The organism is Nocardiopsis camelliae (genome assembly GCF_028993595.1).
GTDB lineage: Bacteria > Actinomycetota > Actinomycetes > Streptosporangiales > Streptosporangiaceae > Nocardiopsis > Nocardiopsis dassonvillei.
The window spans coordinates 40197-61884 of the sequence record NZ_CP118614.1; the positions used below are offsets into that span (position 1 = coordinate 40197).

A 21688-nucleotide genomic window follows, 5' to 3' on the forward strand; every position below is an offset into this window, starting at 1 on the left:
CCCTGTCCCGGTGCCCCTGCCCACTGCCGCGGTGCCGGACGCGCGGCGGGGGAAGTTCTTACCAACTGGAGGGAGTACCGCAACTCTTCCCCGCCGGGGAAGTCCGGAAAGGGGGATTTTCGGCCCTCTCCTCCCCCGGTGTTTCACGTGAAACACCGCCGTCCGGGCCGCGTCACAAAAGCCCCATGGAACCGCCACGGGCGGCGTGTCCCAGCCCGCCCGGAGCCGCGCCCGGCGCACGGTGGGAATTCCGGACCCATGCTCCCCCTCGTCCTTGGGTAGCGGCAGACCTGGAGACCATCGACGGGCCCCGGGCCCGGGGCGGAGGCGAGCATGGGCGTACGCACGTGGATCGAGTCGTGGCCGGTGTACCGGCAGTTCACGGGGGACGACCCGACGGGACGCGGGGCCGCCGCGAAGTCCCGCCGGTCGGAGAACCTCAGGTCCCGCACCGAGGAGGCCGACCGGGTCGTGAAGTCGGTCTGCCCCTACTGCGCGGTGGGATGCGGGCAGAACGTCTACGTCAGGGACGAGAAGGTCGTCCAGATCGAGGGCGACCCGGACTCGCCGATCAGCCGCGGGCGGCTGTGCCCCAAGGGATCGGCCAGCCTCCAGCTCACCACCGGCTCCGCGCGCGAGGAGAAGGTCCTGTACCGGCGCCCCTACGGCACCGAATGGGAGGAGATCGACCTCGAAACCGCCATGCGGATGGTCGCCCACCGCGTGGTCCGCACGCGCGAGCAGACCTGGGAGCGGGAGCACGAGGGACAACGGGTGAACCGCACGCTGGGGATCGCCAGCCTCGGCGGCGCCACACTGGACAACGAGGAGAACTACCTCATCAAGAAGCTCCTGACCTCGCTCGGCGTCGTCCAGGTGGAGAACCAGGCCCGCGTGTGCCACAGCTCCACGGTCGCCGGGCTCGGGACGTCCTTCGGACGCGGCGGGGCGACCATGTTCCTCCAGGACCTGCAGAACTCCGACTGCATCATCATCGAGGGATCCAACTTCGCCGAGGCCCACCCGGTCGGCTTCCAGTGGGTCATGGAGGCCAAGGCCCGCGGCGCGGTGGTCATCCACGTCGACCCCCGCTTCAGCCGCACCAGCGCGCTCGCCGACATGCACGTGCCCATCCGCGCGGGCACCGACATCGCCTTCCTCGGCGCGATCATCAACCACGTCCTCACCGAGGAGAAGTACTTCCTCGACTACGTGCGCACCTTCACCAACGCCGCCACGATCGTCGGCGAGGACTTCCAGGACACCGAGGACCTGGACGGCCTGTTCTCCGGCTTCTCGGAGAAGGACAAGAGCTACGACGCCAGCACCTGGAGCTACGAGGGCGCGGAGGTCGCCGCCGCCTCCGGCAACCGCAACCAGCTGTTCAAGGAGCGGCTGGAGGAGAACCTCGGCACCAGCCACTCCGGGCGGCCCGAGCAGCAGGGGTCGGGCGGCGCGGTCATCCGGGAGAAGCCCAGGGAGGACCCGACGCTCACCGACCCGCGCTGCGTGTTCCAGGTCCTCAAACGCCACTACGCGCGCTACACGCCGGAACTGGTCGAGCAGGTCTGCGGCATCCCGCAGGAGACCTTCCGGAGGGTGTGCGACCACCTCACCGAGAACTCCGGCCGGGACCGCACCAGCGCCTTCTGCTACGCCGTGGGCTGGACGCAGCACACGGTCGGCTCCCAGTACATCCGGGCCGCCTCCATCCTCCAGCTGCTGCTGGGCAACATCGGCCGCCCGGGAGGGGGCATCCAGGCGCTGCGCGGACACGCCAGCATCCAGGGCTCCAGCGACGTGCCGACCCTGTTCGACCTGCTGCCGGGCTACCTGCCTATGCCCCACGCGCACGAGGAGCAGTCCCTGGAGACCTACATCATGGCCGCGGGCAACCCCAGGAAGGGGTTCTGGGACGGGATGGAGGCCTACACCGTCAGCCTGCTCAAGGCGTGGTGGGGCGAGCACGCGACGGCCGAGAACGACTACTGCTTCGACCACCTGCCCAGGCTCACCGGCTCCCACAGCCACTACGACACCGTGATGGGGCAGATCGCCGGGAAGTGCAAGGGCTACTTCCTCATGGGCGAGAACCCCGCCGTGGGTTCGGCCAACAGCAGGGCCCAGCGCATGGGCATGGCCGAGCTGGACTGGCTGGTCGTGCGCGACTTCTCGCTGATCGAGAGCGCCACCTGGTGGAAGGACGGGCCGGAGATCGAGTCCGGCGAGATGCGCACCGAGGACATCGGCACCGAGGTGTTCTTCTTCCCGGCCGCCGCGCACACCGAGAAGTCGGGCACCTTCACCAACACCAACCGGCTGCTCCAGTGGCACGACCAGGCCGTCAGCCCGAGCGGTGACCAGCGCAGCGACCTGTGGTTCATGTACCACCTCGGCCGTGGGATCCGCGGCATCCTCGCCGGCTCCGACGACCCCAAGGACCGCCCCGTCCTCGACCTCACCTGGGACTACCCCCTGGAGGAGGACGGCGAGCCCGACGCCGCCGCGGTCCTGCGCGAGATCAACGGGCACGACGCCGAGGGCCGCCCGCTCACCGTCTACACCGAGCTGCGCGACGACGGGTCGACCTCGTGCGGCTGCTGGATCTACTGCGGCGTCTTCAAGGACGGGGTCAACCAGGCGGCGCGCAGGAAGCCCCACACCGAACAGGACTGGATCGCCGGGGAGTGGGCCTGGGCGTGGCCGGACAACCGGCGCGTCCTGTACAACCGCGCCTCCGCCGACGAGAACGGGGAGCCCTGGAGCCCCCGCAAGAGCCTCGTGTGGTGGGACGCGGAGCGGGAGCGCTGGGTCGGGCACGACACCCCCGACTTCGAGAACCGCAAGGCTCCCGACTACGTGCCGCCGGAGGACGCCGAGGGCGTCGCGGCGCTGACCGGTCGGGACGCCTTCGTCATGCAGGCCGACGGCAAGGGGTGGCTGTACGCGCCCGCGGGTCTCAACGACGGCCCGCTGCCCACGCACTACGAACCGCAGGACACCCCGTTCGAGAACCCGCTGTACGGGCACCAGCGCAACCCGACGCGCCTGCTGTACCCGCACGAGTACAACCGCTACCACCCGGCCCCCGGCACGCCCGGCTCCGACGTCTTCCCGTACGTGGTGACGACCTACCGGCTCACCGAGCACTTCACCGCGGGCGGGATGACCAGGTGGACGCCCTACCTGGCCGAACTCCAGCCCGAGTTCTTCTGCGAGGTCGGGCCCGAGCTGGCCGAGGAGCGCGGGTTGGAGCACGGCGGCTGGGCCACCGTCGTCACGGCGCGCAACGCCATCGAGGCCCGGGTCATGGTCACCGACCGGATGGCGCCGCTGCGGGTGCAGGGGCGGGTGGTCCACCAGATCGGGATGCCCTACCACTGGGGGCCCAACGGGTACACGACCGGGGACGCGGTCAACGAACTGATGCCCATCGCGCTCGACCCCAACGTGCACATCCAGGAGGTCAAGGCGATCACGGCCGACATCCGGCCGGGGCGCAGGCCCCGGGGCGCCGAGCGCCTCGACCTGGTGCGCGAGTACCGGGAGCGGGCCGGAATCACGGAACAGACGGGACTGGAGGTGTGAGCGTGTCCGCGGAGAGCAACGGGGACGGCAGGCACGAGAGGGTCGGCTTCTTCACCGACACGAGTGTGTGCATCGGCTGCAAGGCCTGCGAGGTCGCCTGCAAGGAGTGGAACATGGTCCCCGAGGACGGCCTGGACTTCACGTCCATGTCGTTCGACAACAGCGGCGGACTGAGCGCGGACACGTGGCGGCACGTGGCCTTCGTCGAACAGCGCGAGCCCCTGGGCCACCAGGACCCGGGCGTGGGACGCCCCGGGGCCGTGGACCTGGGCATGCCGTCCTTCGAGCTGCCCGGCGCCGCCACGGGTGCCGACGAACGCGGCGAGTTCCGCTGGCTGATGTCCTCGGACGTGTGCAAGCACTGCACCAGCGCCGCCTGCCTGGACGTGTGCCCGACCGGCTCGCTGTTCCGCACCGAGTTCGGCACGGTGGTGGTGCAGGAGGACATCTGCAACGGCTGCGGGTACTGCGTTCCGGCCTGCCCCTACGGGGTCATCGACAAGCGCGAGGAGGACGGCCGGGTCTGGAAGTGCACCCTGTGCTACGACCGGATCGGCGACGGCCTGGAACCCGCCTGCGCCAAGGCCTGCCCCACCGACTCGATCCAGTTCGGCAACCTCGACGAACTGCGTGCGCGCGCCGAGGCGCGGGTGGCCGACCTGCACGAGGCCGGGGTGTCCTCCGCCCGCCTGTACGGCGAGGACCCCGAGGACGGGGTGGACGGCGCGGGGGCGTTCTTCCTGCTGCTGGACGAACCCGAGGTCTACGGGCTGCCGCCGGACCCGGTGGTGACCACCCGGGACCTGCCGTCGATGTGGCGGCACGCCGGTGTCGCGGCGGCGGCGCTGGTGGTCGGAGCGGCCGCGACGTTCGTGGGGAGGCGCTGATGAGCTCGTCGGACGTGACCAAGGAGGGCATGCGCGGGCAGCGCCCCGGACGGGAGGCCGTCACGGGGGCCGCCGACGTCGTCGGGGAGGAGCAGCGCCGCGAACACGGGGAGGGGCGGCGCAGGAAGAAGCGGCGCGGCGAGCCCACGCGGGTGCCCGACGCCGAGTTCCGCTCCTACTACGGCAAGCCGGTCCTCAACCAGATCGTGTGGAAGGCCTCCGACATCGGCGGCTACCTGTTCCTGGGCGGGCTCGCCGGGGCCTCGTCGGTGCTGGCCGCCGGCGCCGAGCTGACCGGCCGCCCGGAGCTGGCCCGCCCCCTCAAGTACACGGCCCTGGGCGCGATCTCCGGTTCGACGGCCGCGCTCATCCACGACCTGGGGCGCCCCGAGCGCTTCCTCAACATGCTGCGGGTGGTCAAGCCGACCTCGCCGATGAGCGTCGGGTCCTGGATCCTCATGACCTACGGCCCACTCGCCGGGGTCGCCGCGGTGACCGCGGCCACCGGGTGGTTCCCGCGGATCGGCCGGGCGGCCACCCTGGGCGCCGGGATGGTGGGGCCGCTCGTGGCCACCTACACGGCGCCGCTGGTGTGCGACACCGCTGTGCCCTCCTGGCACGACGGCTACCGGTACATGCCGTTCGTGTTCGCCTCCTCCGCGGCCTCGGCCGCGGGCGGGATGGGCCTGGTCACCGCGCCCCTGGCGCAGAGCGGTCCCGCGCGCCGTGCCGCCGTGGGCGGCGCCCTGCTGGAGACGGCGGTCTCCAGCGCCATGGAGCACCGGATGGGGCTGTCCGGCGAGCCCTACCGGCAGGGGAGGGCGGGCGCCCTCATGCGCGCGGCCAGGACGCTCACCCTGGCCGGGGCGGCCGGTGCGGTGCTGGGCCGCCGCAGCCGGGTGGCCTCCGCGGTGAGCGGCGCCGCCCTGCTGGCCGGTTCCGCGTGCACCCGGCTGGGCGTATTCCAGGCGGGCAAGCAGTCCGTGGCCGACCCCAAGTACACGGTGGTGCCCCAGCGCCGCAGGCTGGCCGAGCGGGAGGCGGAGCGCGGGGGCGCCGACGCGGCCGCCGTTCCGCGGGCCCGTACGGCCGGGGACTGAGGAGCGGCCGTCCTCCCCCGCGGCTCTGGCGGGGGGAGGACGGCCGTCCGGCGGTCGGGGACGCGGCGCGGTGGTGCGGGCCACTTGTCCACGCCGGGAGGTGTTCTGGATCACACGGTTGGACGTTTGGCCAGGAATTCAGGCGAAATCCTCGACGTTTTCTTGAGTTCTGCGCGGTTGTGGCGAACAGATGGCAAGAAACAGCACCATGTGTCTGAACACATCTTTCTGACACAGGAGGCTGGCGCCATGGCTGATGACCGGGACCTTCTCCCCTCCGAGCAGCCGGTCCGGCTGCTCGACGAGACCGGAAGCCCGGTGGACGGGGCCGCCCTGCCGTTCCCGGCCCGGGAGCGGCTTCTCGCCGCGTACACCTCCCTCGTGATCGGCCGCCGCGTCAACGACCAGGCCAGCGCCCTCGTGCGGCAGGGCCGCCTGGCCGTGTACCCCTCCTCGCACGGGCAGGAGGCCTGCCAGACGGGCGCGGCCATGGCCCTGGCGGAGGGCGACTGGCTGTTCCCGACCTACCGCGACACCGCCGCCGTGGTCGCGCGCGGGGTGGACCCGGTACAGGTGCTCACCCTGCTCAAGGGCGACTGGCACTCGGGCTACGACCCCTACGCGCACCGCGTCGCCCCGCAGGCCACGCCGCTGGCCACCCAGCTCCCGCACGCGGTGGGCGTCGCGCACGCCGCCCGCCTGCGCGGTGAGGACACCGTGGTCATGGCGCTGTGCGGCGACGGCGCCACCAGCGAGGGCGACTTCCACGAGGCGCTGAACTTCGCGGCGGTGTTCCGGGCTCCGGTCGTGTTCTTCGTGCAGAACAACGAGTACGCCATCTCCGTCCCCCTGGCCCGCCAGACCGCCGCCCCCTCGCTCGCCCACAAGGGCGTCGGCTACGGGGTGAACGCGGAACGGGTGGACGGCAACGACACCCCCGCCGTGCTCGCCGTGCTCGACCGGGCCGTGGCCGCGGCCCGGTCGGGCGAGGGCCCCCAGCTCGTGGAGGCGCACACCTACCGCATGCAGGCGCACACCAACGCCGACGACGCCACCCGGTACCGCACCCAGGAGGAGGTGGACCCCTGGCAGACCCGCGATCCCCTGCTGCGCATGGAGGCCTACCTCACCAGGAAGCGCGTCCTCACCAAGGCCCGCAAGGCGCGCATCGCCGAGGACGCGGAGGCCGTGGCCGCCGCCATGCGCGAGGGCGTCGCCGGGGACACCGACCCCGAGCCCGTCGAGCTGTTCGCGCACGTGTTCGCCACCCCCACGCCGCAGCTGGACGAGCAGGCCGCCTTCCTGGCCGACGAACTGAGCAGAGAGGGCAACTGACATGGCGACCGGCCCCACCAAGCTCTCCATGGCCCAGGCCCTCAACCGGGCCCTGCGCGACGCCATGGCCGAGGACCCCGCGGTGTACGTCTTCGGCGAGGACGTCGGCCCCCTCGGCGGCGTCTTCCGCATCACCGACGGCCTCACCGCCGAGTTCGGCGAGGACCGCTGCTTCGACACCCCGCTCGCGGAGTCCGGGATCGTGGGCATGGCCGTGGGCATGGCGATGAACGGCATGCGCCCCGTGGTGGAGATGCAGTTCGACGCGTTCGCCTACCCTGCCTTCGAGCAGATCGTCAGCCACGTGGCCAAGACGCGCAACCGCACCCGCGGCCGGGTCGGGCTGCCCATGGTCATCCGCGTCCCCTACGCGGGAGGGATCGGCGGAGTCGAGCACCACTGCGACTCCTCCGAGGCCTACTACGCCCACACGCCCGGCCTGACCGTGGTCACCCCGTCCACGCCCGCCGACGCCTACTTCCTGCTGCGCGAGGCGATCGCCTCCGACGACCCGGTCGTGTTCATGGAGCCCAAGAAGCTCTACTGGGGCAAGGACGAGATCGACCCGGCCGCGCCCGAGCCGCCCATCGGCCGCGCCGTGGTGCGCCGCCCCGGCACCGACGCCACCCTCATCGCCTACGGCCCCTCGGTACCCACCGCGCTGGAGGCGGCCGAGGCCGCCGCACAGGAGGGCCGCAGCCTCCAGGTGGTGGACGTGCGCTCCCTCGTCCCCTTCGACGACGCCACGGTGTGCGAGGCGGTCCGCTCCACCGGGCGCGCCGTCGTGGTCGCCGAGGCCAGCGGGTTCGCCAGCGTCGCCTCGGAGATCGTCGCGCGGGTGACCGAGCGCTGCTTCCACTCCCTGGCCGCGCCGGTGCGCCGCGTCACCGGCTTCGACATCCCCTTCCCGCCGCCGAAGCTGGAGCGCTTCCAGCTCCCGGGCGTGGACCGGATCCTGGACGCCGTCGACGACCTTCAGTGGGAGGACCAGTGACGACGCAGACCTTCGACCTCCCCGACCTGGGCGAGGGGCTCACCGAGGCCGAGGTGGTGCGGTGGCTCGTGGCCGTCGGCGACACCGTGGCCCTGGACCAGCCGATCGTGGAGGTGGAGACCGCCAAGTCGATCGTGGAGGTGCCCTCCCCCTTCGCGGGCACCGTCAGCGAGCTGCACGGCGAGGAGGGCCGGGTCATGGAGGTCGGGCGCCCCCTGATCAGCGTGACCGACGGTTCCGGGGCCGAGGCCGGGGCCGAGGCCGCGTCCGGGGCCGACGCCGCGAAGGCGTCGGCGGAGGGGGAGCGCTACCGCGAGGAGGAGCGCGCCGGAACGGGTTCGGGCAACGTGCTGATCGGCTACGGAACGCCGGAGGCAGCGGCCTCCGGGCGCCGTCGGCGTCCGCGCCCGCGCCCGCCCGCGCGTCCGGCTCAGCCCGCCGCACCGGCCTCCGCGGCCCCGGTTCAACCCGCCGTACCGGCCTCCGCCGCACCGGCCGCTCCCCCGGCCGCGCGTCCGCCGCTGGTCACCTCGCCCCTGGTGAGGCAGATGGCCCGTGAGGCGGGGCTGCGGATCTCCGAGGTCTCCGGGAGCGGACCGGGCGGACTCATCACCCGGCGCGACGTGCGCGAGGCGATCGATGCCGCGCGGGCCCCGGCCGCCGACCCCGCCGCCGACTCCGCTGTCCCCGCCCCCGGACCGGAGCCCGTCGCACCGGGGTTCGTGGACGCCCGCACGGGACTGGCCGAGTCCCGGCGCGCGGCCATGAGCGGGTTCCGCCGCAGCGTCGCGGCGTCGCTGTCCCGCAGCCGCAGCGAGATCCCCGAGGCGACCGTCTGGGTGGACGTGGACGCGACCGAGCTGGTCCGCCTCAGGCAGTCCGACCCGTCCGGACCCGGCCTGATGTCCTACGTGGCGCGATTCGTGGTCGCGGGCCTGCGCGCCCACCCCGAGCTCAACGGCAGGGTGGACGCCGAACGCGGTGAGCTGGTCCAGTACGACGGGGTCAACCTGGGCCTGGCGGTGCAGACCGACCGGGGCCTGGTCGCCCCGGCCGTGCTGGGCGCGCACCGGCTCACCACGACCGAGCTGGACGGCGAGATCCGGCGGCTCACCGCCGCCGCCCGGGAGGGGAAGGCCTCCCCGGCCGAGATGACCGGCGGCACCTTCACCCTCAACAACTACGGGTCGCTGCGTGTGGACGGCAGCGCCGCCATCATCAACCACCCGCAGGTGGCGATCCTGGGCCTGGGCCGGATCATGGACCGCCCGTGGGTGGTGGACGGCGAGCTGACCGTCCGCAAGATCACGCAGCTGTCGTTCGCCTTCGACCACCGCGTGTGCGACGGCGGGGCCGCCGCGGGCTTCATGCGCGTGGTCGCCGACGCCATGGACAACCCGGCCGCGGCCGTCGCCCGCCTGTAGGCCGGAACGGAGCGGGCGCCCCGGGGAGTCGGCATCCCGGGGCGCCCCCGCGCGTGCCGGTCCGGCCGCCGTCGGAGCGGTCGGTCCCGCGTTCGCCGGACCACCGCGTGTCGACTCGTCGCCATGGCGACTCATCCCCATGGCGACTCATCCCCATGGCGACCCGTCCACATGTCGTCCCGGGCGGGACCGGGCGCTGCCGCCCTACCTGCCCGCGATCCGCGCCATCAGGCCCGCCACCAGAGCGACCTGGTGCGGTGTCCCGCCGACCAGGACGTGCTCGTCGCGCGAGTGCGGCCCGGCGCCCACCGCGCCCAGCCCGTCGAGGACCGGGCGGCCCAGCGCGGAGACGAAGTTGGCGTCGCTGGCCCCGCCCACCGAGACCTCCTCCAGGGACGCGCCCAGCTCCCCGGCCACCTCGCGCAGCAGACCGAACGCCTTCTCCGAGGGCGGGTTGGGGTTCATCGGAGGACGGTTCCACCCGCCCGTGACCTCGACCCCCACGCGCGGGTCGGCGGCGGCGAGCGCGGCCAGCCCGGCGTCCACGCGGGCCATCTCGGCGGGGTCCTGCACCCGCACGTCCACCCCGCAGCGGGCGTGCCCGGCGACGACGTTGTACCCGGTCCCCCCGGAGACCAGGCCCACGTTCACCGTGGTGCCCAGCTCCGGCGCGGACAGGGCGGTGAGCGCGGGCACGACCTGGGCCAGGGCGTGCACGGCACTCGCCCCGGCCGCGGGGTCCAGGCCCGCGTGGGACTCCACGCCGCGCACGTCAACGTCGAAGATCCCCATGCCCTTGCGCCGGGTCTTGGGCATGCCCTCCCGGCTGGGTTCGAGGACCAGGGTCAGGTCCACGCCCTCGCTGGCCCGCTCGATGTGCGGGCGCGACGCGGGGCTGCCGATCTCCTCGTCCCCGGTGAGCAGCATCCGCACGGCGGGCCGGGGCAGGTCCAGTTCGCGCAGGAGCCGAAGGGCCCAGGCGCTCTGCACGATCCCGGCCTTCATGTCGAAGCAGCCGGGGCCGCTGAACCGGTCGCCCTCGACCGTCACCGGCCACTCGGCCAGGGTCCCGGCGGGCCAGACGGTGTCGTAGTGGCTGACGAAGAGCACGGTCCCCGCCCCGGTGCCGGGGTAGGACACCTCCAGCACGTCGCCGAAGGAGCCGCCGTCGTAGCGGACCCGGGTCTCGGGCGCGCCCAGCCGCCGGGCCAGCCACCCCTCGATGCCGTCCAGCCCGGCGGACAGCAGGTCCCTGTCGCCGCTGGGGGTCTCCAGCTCCACGAGGGCGCGCAGGTCGTCGATCATGCCGGGCAGGGCGCGCTCGGCCGCGTCCGCCAGTCTCGCGGTCACCGTCTGGCTCATCTGTCACTCTCTTCGTTGCGGTGGGCAGGGGATCCCGCCCGGGGCGGGAGGGAGGCGGTCAGCGCACCGGGACACCCGGTCCCAGCGGGATGCCGAGCGTCCACCAGCCCAGGAACAGCAGGGTCCAGCCGACCAGGACGGTGAGGCACAGCGGCAGCGTCAGGGAGATCAGCGTGCCGATGCCCGCGTCCCGGCGGTAGCGCTGGAGGAAGCCCAGCGCCATGACGAAGTACGGGCTCATCGGGCTGATGACGTTGGTGCTGGAGTCGGCGATGCGGTAGACGGCCTGGGTCGTCTCGGGCGGCACGTCCAGGAGCATGAACATGGGCACGAAGACCGGCGCGATGAGGGCCCACTGCGCCGAACCGCTGGTGATGAGCAGGTTCAGCACCGTGGAGAACACGATCATGCCGAGGAAGAGCACCAGGGGGTGCACCCCCGCCGAGTCCAGCAGCGCGGCGCCGCGGATGGCCACGACCTCGCCGATCCCGGTCCAGCGGAAGTAGGCGAGGAACTGCGAGGCCGCGAAGAACAGCACGACCACCGGAGCCAGGTCCCGCACCCCCGCGGTCATCGCCTCGGGAACGTCCCGCGCCGAGGCAACGGTGCCCGTGGCGCGCCCGTACACGACTCCGGCGAGCAGGAACAGGACGCCCAGCACGTAGGCGACCCCGGTGATGATCGGCGAGCCGAGGACCGTTCCGTCCTCCCCGCGCAGGGGCGAGGCCGGGGGCGCGAGCGCCGCCGCGAGGACCGCCACGGCCGCCAGCACGGTCAGCCCGGCGTTGCGCAGCCCCCGGCGCTCGGCGTCGGTGAGGGTCATCGAGCCCAGCTCCTGCGCCTCCCGGTCCCCCTCGCCGTCGCCGTCCTCGGCCAGGCCCTCGGAGCGCCTGCTCAGCAGGAACTCGGTGACGAGGGTGATCAGGGCGGCGAGCACGACGGCGGAGACGACGCTGAAGAAGTAGTTGTCCAGCGCCGTGACCGTGTAGCCGGGGTCGATGATCGAGGCGGCCTCGGTGCTCAGGGCGGCCAGGAGCGCGTCGGTGGGCGTGATGAGCAGGGACGCGTTGTACCCGGCGGAGACGGAGGCGAAGGCCACGACCAGGCCGAGGACGGGGCTGCGGCCCGCGGCCTTGAAGAGCAGGGCGCCCAGCGGGATGAGCACGACGTAGGCGGCGTCGGAGGCGACGCTGCCGGTGATGCCGGTCAGCGCCACGGCGAAGGTCAGCCACCGGGCCGGGACCCTGGTGACGCTGCCGCGCAGCATCGCGTTGAGCAGGCCGCTGCGTTCGGCGACCGAGACCCCGAGCATGACCACGATGATGATCGCCAGCGGCGGGAAGGTCGCGAAGTTGTCGATCGCGTCGCCGACGATGGTCTGCACGCCCTCGGGCGAGAGCAGGCTGCGGACCGCGATGCGCTCGCCGTCCACCGGTGAGACCGCGGAGACGCCCAGCGCGTTGAGCAGGGCGCTGAGCGCGATGACGATCCCGGCCATGATCGTGAACAGCCAGAACGGGTGGGGCAGCTTGTTGCCCACCCTCTCGATCACCTGGAGGGAGCCCAGGAGCAGCCGCATCGGCAGCCTGGGGCGTGTGGAATCGGTCGTGGTCACCCGTGCTCCCCTGACGTCCGGGCGGGCTGGCGCCCCTCCCTCGCTACGTTGACCAGTACATTGCATGTGTGGTGGATGGATATGTCAACCACCAGCGATAAAGTGGTGGAATCATTCATCTCATACGGCTTATTTGGTGACAGCGGTCTTGGCGAAGGCGGAAGCGGTGCTGGACGAACTCGACATGGACCTGGTCGCCGCCCTCCAGTTGGCGCCCCGGGCGCCGGTCAGCGCCCTGGCCGAGGCGGTGGGGAGTTCGGCGAGCACCGTGGGGCGGCGGCTCCAGCGCCTCCAGTCCGAGCGGTCCGTGCGCGTGGTCGGCCAGGTGGACTGGCCGCTGCTCTCCGACGCCCACCCGCACCACGTGTGGATCACCACCGCCCCCGGCCACTCGCGGCGGGTGGCCCGCCGCCTGGCGGAACGGCCCGAGACGCAGTTCACGGCCGTCACCAGCGGCGGGTCCGACGTCTACTGCGTCGTCCACCCCTTCCGCCGCGACCGGGCGGCGGACCTGCTCGCCGACGGGATCCCCTCGGTGGAGGGCGTGGCGGCCACACGGTCCGACCTGGTCCTGCGCGCGGTGAGCCGGGCCGACTCCTGGCGGCTGGACCGGCTCGACCCCGCGCGCTCCCGGGCGCTGGACCCCTACACCGACTCGGGGGAGAACGGGCCGTCGGATGAGTCCCGCGGCCCGCTCGGCGCGCAGGAGGCGTCCGTGGTGCGGATGCTGCATCGCGACGCGCGCACCGGTTCGGGAGAGGTCGCCCGCGCGCTCGGGGTCAGCCAGTCCACGGCCTACCGCCTCGTCCAGTCCGTGCTGGAGCGCCGCATGGTGCGCCCCCGGGTGGAGGTGGAACCCGCCCTGCTGGGCATGGGCGTGGAGGCGGTGCTGGCCCTGGAGGTCAGCCCGCGCGAGATCGGCGGCGTCGCCGACGCGCTGGGGGCGCACCCCTCCGCGCGCTACGTCTCGGTCGTGGCCGGGACCTCGTCCGTCATCCACCACGCGGTGTTCCGCGACGAGGCCGGGCTCGCCGACTTCCTCTCCGCGGACCTGGGGCGCCTCTCGGGCATCACGGGCCTGCGGGTCTCGGTGGTGCTGGACGTGCTGCGCCGCTACTGGACGGCGCGCGAGGGGGCGCGGCTCGGGCCGCCCGGCCCGTCGGCGCTGCTGGACGGGAAGCCGTCCGCCGGGGAGTGAGCGGCTGCCTCCGGGGCCGCGCACTCCTCCGGCTCACGGGCCGCCCGCCGGGAGCCCCGGCACACACGACGGCACCCCCGGCCACGCCACCGCCGGGGGCACCGCCTGTCGGGAAGTCGACATGTCTGTTCGACGCCGCGTCTGTTTGACGACGTGTCTACTTACCGACATGCCTGTCCGACGCTGTTCCCGCTTGCGGGCGCGTCCGTGCGCGGGAGCGCCGACGCGCCTACCCCTCCTCGCCCTTGGCGACCAGCGTGAGCACGTCGTAGGTGGCCACGGCCTCGCCGTCCTGGTCGGTGACCAGGGCGTCCCAGCGCACCTCGCCGTAGTCGGCGTTCGTGCGCGGGGTGATCTGCTTGGCGGTCAGCGTCACCCGGATCGTGGCGTCCTCTTTCACGGGGGTGAGGAAGCGCAGGTTGTCCACGCCGAAGTTGGCGAGCACCGGGCCCGGGGCCGGGTCCACGAACAGGCCGGCCGCCAGAGACACCACCAGGTAGCCGTGCGCCACGATCCCGCCGAACAGCGGGTTGGCGGCGGCGGCCTCCTCATCGGTGTGCGCGTAGAACGTGTCGCCGGTGAACTCGGCGAAGTGGTCGATGTCGGCCCGGGTGACGGTGCGCTCCGCCGACCGGATCGTGTCGCCGATCCGCAGCTGCGACAGGTCCTTGCGGAACGGGTGCACGTCGCCCACGGCCCGCTCGGAGCCGGTGGTCCAGTGGCCGGTGATCGCGGTGACCATGTCCGGCGGGGCCTGCACGGCGGTGCGCTGCATGTGGTGCTTGACGCCGCGCACACCGCCCATCTCCTCGCCGCCGCCCGCGCGGCCGGGTCCGCCGTGCACCAGCACGGGCAGCGGCGAACCGTGGCCGGTGGACTCCTCGGCGTCGTCGCGGTTGAGCACCAGGATGCGCCCGTGCCAGGGCGCCAGCCCCAGGACGACCTCGCGCGCCACGTCGGGGTCGCGGGTGACGAGCGAACCCACCAGGCTGCCGCTGCCCCGGGCGGCCAGCTCCACGGCCTCGGCGACCCCGTCGTAGGCGATCACGGTGCTGACGGGACCGAAGGCCTCCACCTCGTGCGGCTCCCGCGCGCCGGGCTCGGCGCGCAGCAGGACCGGGGACATGAACGCGCCCGCCTCGTCGTCGGCCCCGACGACCTCCACGCTCTCCGGGTCGCCGTAGACGACCTCGCTGGTGGCGCGCAGGGCCTTGACCGCCTTGCGGACCTCCTCGCGCTGGTCGAGCGAGACCAGGGCGCCCATCCGCGTGTCCGGGTGGTCGGCCGCGCCGACCACCACCCTGGCCAGGCGTTCGGTCAGGGCCCCGGTGACGGCCTCCGCCATCGCCGCGGGCACGATGACGCGGCGGATGGCGGTGCACTTCTGCCCGGCCTTGACCGTCATCTCGGTGACGACCTGCTTGACGTAGAGGTCGAACTCGGGGTCCTCCTCGGTCACGTCCGGACCGAGGATCGAGCAGTTGAGGGAGTCGGCCTCGACGTTGAGCTGCACGCCCCCGCTGACCACGTTGGGGTGGTTGCGCAGGATGGCGCCGGTGGCGGCGGACCCCGTGAAGCCCACGACGTCCTGCGGGCCCAGGGCGTCGAGCAGGCCCCGGTGGCTGCCGACGAGGAGCTGGAGGGAGCCCTCGGGCAGCAGACCCGACTCGACCATGCGCCGCACGACCGCGGCGGTGAGGTAGGCGGTCTGCCCGGCGGGCTTGACGATGCTGGGCATCCCCGCGAGGAAGGCGGGGGCGAGCTTCTCCAGCATGCCCCACACCGGGAAGTTGAAGGCGTTGATCTGCACGGCCACGCCCGGGCGGGACGTGTACACGTGCTGGCCCACGAACGTGCCCTGTCTGCCGAGCGGCTCCAGGGGACCGTCCAGGATGACGGTGGAGTTGGGCAGCTCGCGGCGGCCCTTGCTGGAGAAGCTGAAGAGCGTGCCGAAACCGCCGTCCACGTCCACGGCGGTGTCCCGGGCGGTCGCGCCGGTCCGGTGGGAGAGGGCGTAGAACTCCTCCTTGTACCCCGTCAGGTGCTTGGCGACCTCCTTGAGGATGTTCGCGCGCTGGTGGAAGGTGAGCGCGCGCAGCGCGGGGCCGCCGACGGTCCGCGCGTGGTCGACCATCCCCGCGACGTCGGGGCCGTCGGACGAGATCCGGGCGACGGTCTCCCCGGTGTTCGCGTCGGCCAGGGGCGCACCCTCGTCCGCGGGGGTGAACCATGCTCCCCGCGCGTAGCTCTGGAGTGTTTCGGGCACCGGACGGTCCTCTCCTCGGGCTGTGCTCTCTGACGAACAGTATTACAGACCGATCGGTCAGTAAATAGTCCCGGGGGAACCGCGCCGCTTCCCACCTGCTCTTTCCCCGGTTGTCCACAGGGCCGCGCGGAGGACCGGCCCGGTCCCCCGGGCCGCCGGCGGGAGAACCCGTGCGCCCGCGCACGCGAATCCCGCTCCGACGCTGCAATACGGAGGCCCCACCGGACAGAAGGGTGTGAGACCGCACGGAAGGAAGTCGATGAGCAGTGAGGACACGGGCACGGAGGAACCCGCGAAGAGCGAGTTCACCCGGTTCTTCGAGCGCTACCACGGCGACGTGTACCGATACGCCGTGCGCCGCCTGGGCCCGGACCGCGCGGACGACGTCGCCGCCGAGACTTTCGGCGTCGCCTGGCGCAGGTACGACCGCCTGCCCAAGGACCAGCCCCTGCCCTGGCTCTACGGGGTGGCGCGCAACGTCATCCGGACCCGGCTGCGCGGCGATCGCCGCCGAGGAGAGGTGCTCAGCGCCGATGCCTCCGCGAACGTCCCCGGCACGGCCGACACCGTCCGCCAGGTGGAGGAGCGCGACGCCGCGCTGCGCGCCCTGGACCGGCTCAGCGCCACCGACCGCGAACTGGTGATGCTCCTGGCCTGGGAGGGCCTGGAACCGGCCGAGGCGGCCCGGGCCCTGGGCTGCACCACTGCCACCGTGCGTGTGCGCCTGCACCGGGTCCGCCGCCGGATCGAGCGCTTCCTGGACTCCTCGCCCCCGGCTCGCCGGGACCAGTCCCCACCGCGTCCGGCGACGCCGGGCCCCACGCACGTCCGAGTTCCCGTGGAGGAGAAGTGAACCGTAACCCCGCCAGCCGCGGCTTGCGCGGCGACACCGAAGCCGTGCGCGGAATGCTCGCCGCACACGATCCCGCGGCCTCAGTCCGCCCCGACCCCGCGGCCCGCGACCTCGCCCGGATCGAGGCGATCGCCTCGGGCGACCGCCTCCGGGACCGCGGTCTGTCCCCCCGGCGCACCGCCCCGCGCCTGGCGCTGGGCGCCGCCGCGTTCACCGCCGTGGCCGTGCTCGGGACCCTGGGCTGGAACTCCGTCCAGCCCGCGTACGCCGGTCCGCCTCCCGCGCCGCTGGAGGTCCCCCTGGCCGCCGACGCGCCCGCGGGCCGCGAGCACCTCCTCGCCCTGGCGGAGGCCGCCGAGGAGCAGCCCCCGCCGCCCGTCGGGGGAGAAGTCGCCTACGTGCACACCGCGGAGTGGACTCTCACCTACTCCCAGGACGCCGACACCGGCGAGGCGGGCTGGGGCGTCCTGCCGACGGACGAGCAGGTCTGGCGCACCCCGCACCAGTCCGGGCGCAGCGTCTCCGCCCCGAGCCTCCCCGAGCACGGGGGCGGCGACCCCGCCCCGCTCCGGTGGCTCTTCGAGAGCGGGCCCGAGGAGTTCGAGTGGGGCGGCGGCGAGGGCGGGAACGGCATGTTCTTCACCGTGGAGCCCGACAGCCTCTCCGCGGCCCCGGACCGGCTCGCTGAGCAGCTCCTGGCGGTCGGCGGCCAGGATTCCGGGGCCACGCCGGACCCCTCCCCCGCGGCCGGGCTCGTGTACGCCCTCCAGTTGCTGTACGAGGAGGCCCCGGTCGGCCCCGACGTGCAGGCCGCCGCGCTGCGCGCGCTCGCCGGGCAGGAGGACGTGCGGTACGCGGGCACGGCCAGGGACCGCGAAGGGCGCGAGGGCGAGCTGTTCCTGGTCGAGGAGGACGCCGGGGACGGCGTCGTCCTGGAGCGCAGGATCATGTTCGACGCCGACACGGGCACGCCGCTCTACCACGAGACGGTTGCCGTGGAGTCGCCTGGTGAGGAGGGGCTGCCGAGGGTGAACAACTACACCGTGCTGGTGGAGACCGCCTGGGTGGCGGAGGTCGGCGCCGCCCCCTGACCACCGCCCCCTGACCGCCGCTCCCGACGCCGGGAGCGACGCCGGGAGCGGCACCGGGACCGGCACTGGGACCGGGACCGGACGCGCACCGCTCGGTAGCAGCTCGGAACCAGCCGCAAACGGGGGCGGAGCACGCCGAAACCACACATCGATTTGTCGACATTCGTACCCGAAAGGCGACGAGTCCGCAGATGGACGTGTCGACACACGGCCGGGCGCCCCGCCCGGCCGCGTGGCCGCTCCCCTACCTGGTCAGCTACCTGGTCAGCGCCAGGACCTCGGCGCCCGGCAGGTCCGCGAGCAGCTTGCCGGGCACCAGCAGCTTGGAACGGCGCACCCCGCTGCCCACCACGACCCCGGCCTCGGCGGCGACCGCCTCGTCAACCAGGACCGGCCACCCCTCCGGCAGGCCGAGCGGCGTGATACCGCCGTACTCCATCCCGGTCAGCCCGGTGGCCTCGTCCATCGGCGCGAACGAGATCTTGCGGGCGCCGAGGCGGCGGCGGACGATCCCGTTGACGTCGGCGCGCTGGGTGGCCAGCACCATGCACGCCGCGTAGGACACCTCGCCGCCGCGCCTGGCCGCGACCACCACGCAGTTGGCGCTGGTCGCCAGGGGCATCCCGTACCGTTCGCAGAACTGCGCCGTGTCCGCGAGCTCCGGGTCGATGGGCGCCACACGCGCGTCCCCACGGCCGCGCACCGCGGCCAGGACCGGCTCGGCCAGCAGCGCCGGGTGCTCGTCCGCACGTACCCAGTTCAGTCCACCGGACATGGCACACCTCGATGTCGTCGTGAAGGTCGTTCGGAGGGGGTCCTCCGACGAGGGGACACCGCCAGGCTAACCGCCGCCTCAGCGGCGCCCGGCGATCCGCAGCGCCAGTTCGGCCAGGTCTCCGGCCCGGTAGCCGGGCCACCCGTGCACCGCCTCCAGGTACTCCCCCGGGATCGCGCCCGCGCCCCACCGGGCGCCGAGCAGCGCCCCGGCGATCGCGGCCACGGTGTCGGTGTCGTCGCCCGCGCGCACGGCGGCCCGCAGCGCCGGGGTGAACCCGTCCGGCTCGTGTACCACGGCCGACCACGCCGCCTGGAGGGCGGTGACCACGAACCCGTTGGGGCTGAAGGCCCGCGGCGGGCGCTCCTCGGCCTCGTCCAGCCACCTCGCCCACGCGCCGCGCCGCCCGGGCGGCAGCAGCTCCAGGCCCGCGCGCACGCCCGCCAGGTCCCCGTAAGCGACCGCGTGCCGGATCCCCTCGCACCACAGCACGCAGGCCTCGGAGGCCAGCGGGTCGCCGTGGGTGAGGCGGCTGTAGCGGTCGGCCGCCGCGGCCAGGCCCTCCGGGTCGTCCGGGTAGGCCAGGGCCAGCGGCCCCGTGCGCATGAGCGACCCGTTGCCCGCGCTCGGCACCCCCTCGGTGAAGCGCTCCGCCGCCGCCCGCTCCATGACCTCGGCCACATCCGGACGCCGGTAGGCGTGTCCGGCACGGCGCATCACCCACGCCGTCTGGTTGCCGATGTCGGTGGCGCCCTCGTTCCTCCAGCGCAGGAAGGCGTCCGCCGTGTGCCGCAGCGCCTCCGCCGACAGCGGGTCGCGGTGCTCGCGCAGGGCCTCGGCGATGCACACGGCCATCTGGGTGTCGTCGGAGTACTCGCCCGGGGCGTAGGGGCCCAGGCCGCCGCCGACCATCTCCGGGACCCTGTCCTCGGCGAGCGGCGGACCGAACTCGTAGGGAACGCCCAAGGCGTCGCCGCACGCCGCGCCGAGCAGGACGCCGGCCGCGCGGTCCTCGCGGGTTCCGGGGGAGGGGAGGTTCACAGGGGCCTCACAACGTTTCGGTACCAGGGATGCTGCGAGTCGACCCTACTGTTCGGTGCATGTCCGCATAAGGACCGGGAACGGGGGGTCGGGGAGGGTACGGGGACATAGAATCCGTCCCATGGAGACCCCCACTCCCGATCCCCTCTTCGGCATCACGCTGCACGAGCGCTACATCCTCGGGAAGCGGCTGCGCAGCGGCGCCTCGGGAACCGTCCACGCCGCGCACGACCTCGGCGGCGACCAGACCGTCACGGTCACCGTGCTGCACCCCTGGCTGGTGGGCGACCACGGCGCCGTGCACGCGTTCCTGGACCGTGCCCAGACCCTGGAGGGCCTGTCCCACCCGGGGGTCGCCCGGGTCCTGGGCCACGGCCGCGACGGCGACCACGTGTACGCGGTCGGCGAGTACCTGCCGGGGCACACCCTCGCGGAGGCGTTGGGCGAGGGCGGCGGCGGGCTGCGCTACCCGGTGCAGGCGGCGCTGGCCATCGTGGCCGGGACGCTCACCGCGCTCGACGCCGCCCACGGCGCGGGCGTCGTGCACGGCGCGCTCGACCCCCACACGGTCGTGGTGGACGGTGCGGGAGGCGTGCGGGTCACCGGCTTCCCCCTGCTCTTCGACGCGGAGGAGGACGCCGGTCCCGAGACCCGTACCGACGTGCACGCCGTCGGGCGGCTCCTGTACACGCTCCTGACCGGCGTGCCCGCGGACCCGGAGGCCCATCCCCTGCGGCCCTCGGCCGTCATCCCCGGCCTGCCCTCCGACCTGGACATGCTGGTCGCCAACGCCACCGACCCCAACCCGCGCTACCGCCCGCGCGACGCGGGACAGTACCTCACCGTGGTCGAACAGGTGCTGCGGTCGCTGCCCGGGGCCCCGGTGGACACCGCCGACGTCGACACCCGGCCCATCCCCGTGATCACCGACGCCCCGCCGGAGCGCGGGGAGGAGCGCGCCGCGCCGGTCCCGCTGTGGCGGCGCGTCCCCGTCCTGGTCACCGCGGGCGTGCTGGTCCTGGTCCTGTTCGCGGCCGGGTGGGCGCTGGTCCCGGACGACCGCGTCGCGCTGCCCGACCTCGTGGGCGCCTCCAGCGAGCAGGCCGAGGAGCGGCTGGCCGGGCTGGGCATGGACCTGGCCGTGCGCTTCGAGGACGCCTACAGCGACACCGTCGGCGCCGGGGCGGTCGCCGACAGCACCCCCGCACCCGGCAGCGACGTGGCGCGGGGAACCGAGGTCCTGCTGCACGTCTCCACCGGGCCGCGGCACTCCGAGGTCCCCGACGTGGTCGGCGGCACCGAGAACGAGGCGCGCGAGACACTGCGCCAGGCCGGGTTCACCGGTATCGAGATCCTCCAGGAGCACTCCCCCGACCAACCCCCGGGCACCGTCCTGTCCACCGCGCCCGCGGCGGGCGAGGAGGGCGACCGCGAGGAGCCGGTCGTGCTCAGCGTGAGCGAGGGCGTCATCGTCCCCACGCTGATCGGCATGGGCCGGGAGGAGGCCGCGACCGCCCTGGCCGGACTCGGCCTGGTCGTACAGGTCACCGAGGAGCACCACGACACCGCGCCCGTCGGCGAGGTCAGCGGGCAGAACCCCGAACCCGGCACGATCCTGCCGGAGGAGGCCGCCGTCTCCCTCACCGTCTCCCTCGGCCCGGAGCCGGAGGAGGAAGAGGAGGAGTCCGAGGAGGAGGCCTCCCCCTCCGACGAGGACGACCCCCGCGCCGAGGAGGAGGAACAGGACGGCCGGGGCGACCAGGGCGGCTGGGGCGGCCGGGGAGATGACGACGACGACCGCGGACGCGGCGACGGAGGCGGCGGCGGCTCCTGCGACGCCCCCCAGTGGAGCGAGGGCACCGTGTACGACACCGGCGATCGCGTCCAGCACGAGGGCCGCGAGTACGAGGCGCGCTGGTGGATCCAGGGCTACCCGCCGAGCAGCGACCAGTGGGGCGTGTGGGAGGACAAGGGCTCCTGCTGAGGCGCGCACGGCGGCCTCAACCTTCCCCCACACGCTGTCGGCGGCCTTCCCTGCCGCGACCGCCGAGAAGTAGACGACCCGGCGCACGTGCCCGGTCAGGGTGGCCACCGTCTCCCCCGATCCCCTCGGCGCCGTACCCCGGCCAGAGCAGGTACGCTCCGCCGCGCCCTATGCC

General features: G+C 73.5%; 15 protein-coding genes. 10 read left to right on the forward strand and 5 right to left on the reverse strand.

All coding sequences use genetic code 11. From position 1 onward, the window contains the following. Nucleotides 1-333 precede the first annotated feature (333 nt). The 6 genes from fdh (at nt 334) to PV789_RS00180 (ending at nt 9328) form a co-directional block, all read left to right on the forward strand. The gene (gene fdh, locus PV789_RS00155; RefSeq protein ID WP_274975613.1) at nt 334-3588 is read left to right on the forward strand and encodes a formate dehydrogenase; all 3255 of its coding nucleotides are present in this window, start codon (nt 334-336) and stop codon (nt 3586-3588) included. Further along, complete coding sequence (locus tag PV789_RS00160; protein ID WP_274975614.1) at nt 3585-4475, forward strand: 4Fe-4S dicluster domain-containing protein; 891 nt, start codon at nt 3585-3587, stop codon at nt 4473-4475. Before fdh ends, PV789_RS00160 begins: the two co-directional genes overlap by 4 nt. Beyond that, complete coding sequence (gene nrfD / locus PV789_RS00165; protein WP_274975615.1) at nt 4475-5575, forward strand: NrfD/PsrC family molybdoenzyme membrane anchor subunit; 1101 nt, start codon at nt 4475-4477, stop codon at nt 5573-5575. The genes PV789_RS00160 and nrfD overlap by 1 nt, the downstream gene beginning before the upstream one ends. Before the next feature lie 249 nt (nt 5576-5824). Continuing rightward, complete coding sequence (pdhA, locus tag PV789_RS00170; protein ID WP_274975616.1) at nt 5825-6910, forward strand: pyruvate dehydrogenase (acetyl-transferring) E1 component subunit alpha; 1086 nt, start codon at nt 5825-5827, stop codon at nt 6908-6910. 1 nt (nt 6911) lies between these two features. Continuing rightward, on the forward strand, nt 6912-7904 hold the full coding sequence (locus tag PV789_RS00175; RefSeq protein ID WP_274975617.1) for an alpha-ketoacid dehydrogenase subunit beta: 993 nt from the start codon (nt 6912-6914) through the stop codon (nt 7902-7904). After that, entirely contained in the window at nt 7901-9328 is a 1428-nt protein-coding gene (locus PV789_RS00180; RefSeq protein WP_274975618.1) for a dihydrolipoamide acetyltransferase family protein, read from the forward strand. The genes PV789_RS00175 and PV789_RS00180 overlap by 4 nt, the downstream gene beginning before the upstream one ends. Before the next feature lie 204 nt (nt 9329-9532). Here the strand turns inward: PV789_RS00180 and PV789_RS00185 are convergent, their stop codons facing one another. Then, nucleotides 9533-10690 carry a M20 family metallopeptidase gene (locus tag PV789_RS00185; RefSeq protein ID WP_274975619.1) on the reverse strand — a complete coding sequence of 386 codons (1158 nt, stop codon included), beginning with the start codon at nt 10688-10690 and terminating at the stop codon, nt 9533-9535. A gap of 58 nt (nt 10691-10748) precedes the next feature. Then, a complete protein-coding gene (locus PV789_RS00190; protein ID WP_274978290.1) occupies nt 10749-12269 on the reverse strand; it encodes an AbgT family transporter in 1521 nt (506 codons plus the stop codon). A gap of 202 nt (nt 12270-12471) precedes the next feature. Between PV789_RS00190 and PV789_RS00195 the strand changes: the two genes are divergently transcribed. Beyond that, the gene (locus PV789_RS00195) at nt 12472-13503 is read left to right on the forward strand and encodes an Lrp/AsnC family transcriptional regulator (RefSeq protein ID WP_274978291.1); all 1032 of its coding nucleotides are present in this window, start codon (nt 12472-12474) and stop codon (nt 13501-13503) included. A 229-nt stretch (nt 13504-13732) separates the two neighbouring features. Here PV789_RS00195 and paaZ read toward each other — a convergent pair whose 3' ends face one another. Continuing rightward, the gene (gene paaZ / locus PV789_RS00200; protein ID WP_274975620.1) at nt 13733-15769 is read right to left on the reverse strand and encodes a phenylacetic acid degradation bifunctional protein PaaZ; all 2037 of its coding nucleotides are present in this window, start codon (nt 15767-15769) and stop codon (nt 13733-13735) included. Between the two features lie 259 nt (nt 15770-16028). Here paaZ and PV789_RS00205 point away from each other — a divergent pair, with 259 nt between their 5' ends. Both PV789_RS00205 and PV789_RS00210 read left to right on the forward strand, forming a co-directional pair. Next, nucleotides 16029-16622, forward strand: a complete 594-nt coding sequence (locus PV789_RS00205) for an RNA polymerase sigma factor (RefSeq protein ID WP_274975621.1) — start codon at nt 16029-16031, stop codon at nt 16620-16622. Next, the gene (locus PV789_RS00210) at nt 16619-17713 is read left to right on the forward strand and encodes a CU044_5270 family protein (RefSeq protein WP_274975622.1); all 1095 of its coding nucleotides are present in this window, start codon (nt 16619-16621) and stop codon (nt 17711-17713) included. Before PV789_RS00205 ends, PV789_RS00210 begins: the two co-directional genes overlap by 4 nt. Before the next feature lie 256 nt (nt 17714-17969). Here PV789_RS00210 and PV789_RS00215 read toward each other — a convergent pair whose 3' ends face one another. Together PV789_RS00215 and PV789_RS00220 are read right to left on the reverse strand one after the other, a co-directional pair. Continuing rightward, nucleotides 17970-18488 carry a YbaK/EbsC family protein gene (locus PV789_RS00215; protein WP_274975623.1) on the reverse strand — a complete coding sequence of 173 codons (519 nt, stop codon included), beginning with the start codon at nt 18486-18488 and terminating at the stop codon, nt 17970-17972. Nucleotides 18489-18566: 78 nt separating this feature from the next. Beyond that, nucleotides 18567-19529 carry an ADP-ribosylglycohydrolase family protein gene (locus tag PV789_RS00220; protein WP_274975624.1) on the reverse strand — a complete coding sequence of 321 codons (963 nt, stop codon included), beginning with the start codon at nt 19527-19529 and terminating at the stop codon, nt 18567-18569. Between the two features lie 121 nt (nt 19530-19650). On the opposite strand from PV789_RS00220, the gene PV789_RS00225 reads away from it, so the two are divergent. Beyond that, a complete protein-coding gene (locus PV789_RS00225; protein WP_274975625.1) occupies nt 19651-21513 on the forward strand; it encodes a PASTA domain-containing protein in 1863 nt (620 codons plus the stop codon). The last annotated feature ends 175 nt before the right edge of the window (nt 21514-21688 follow it).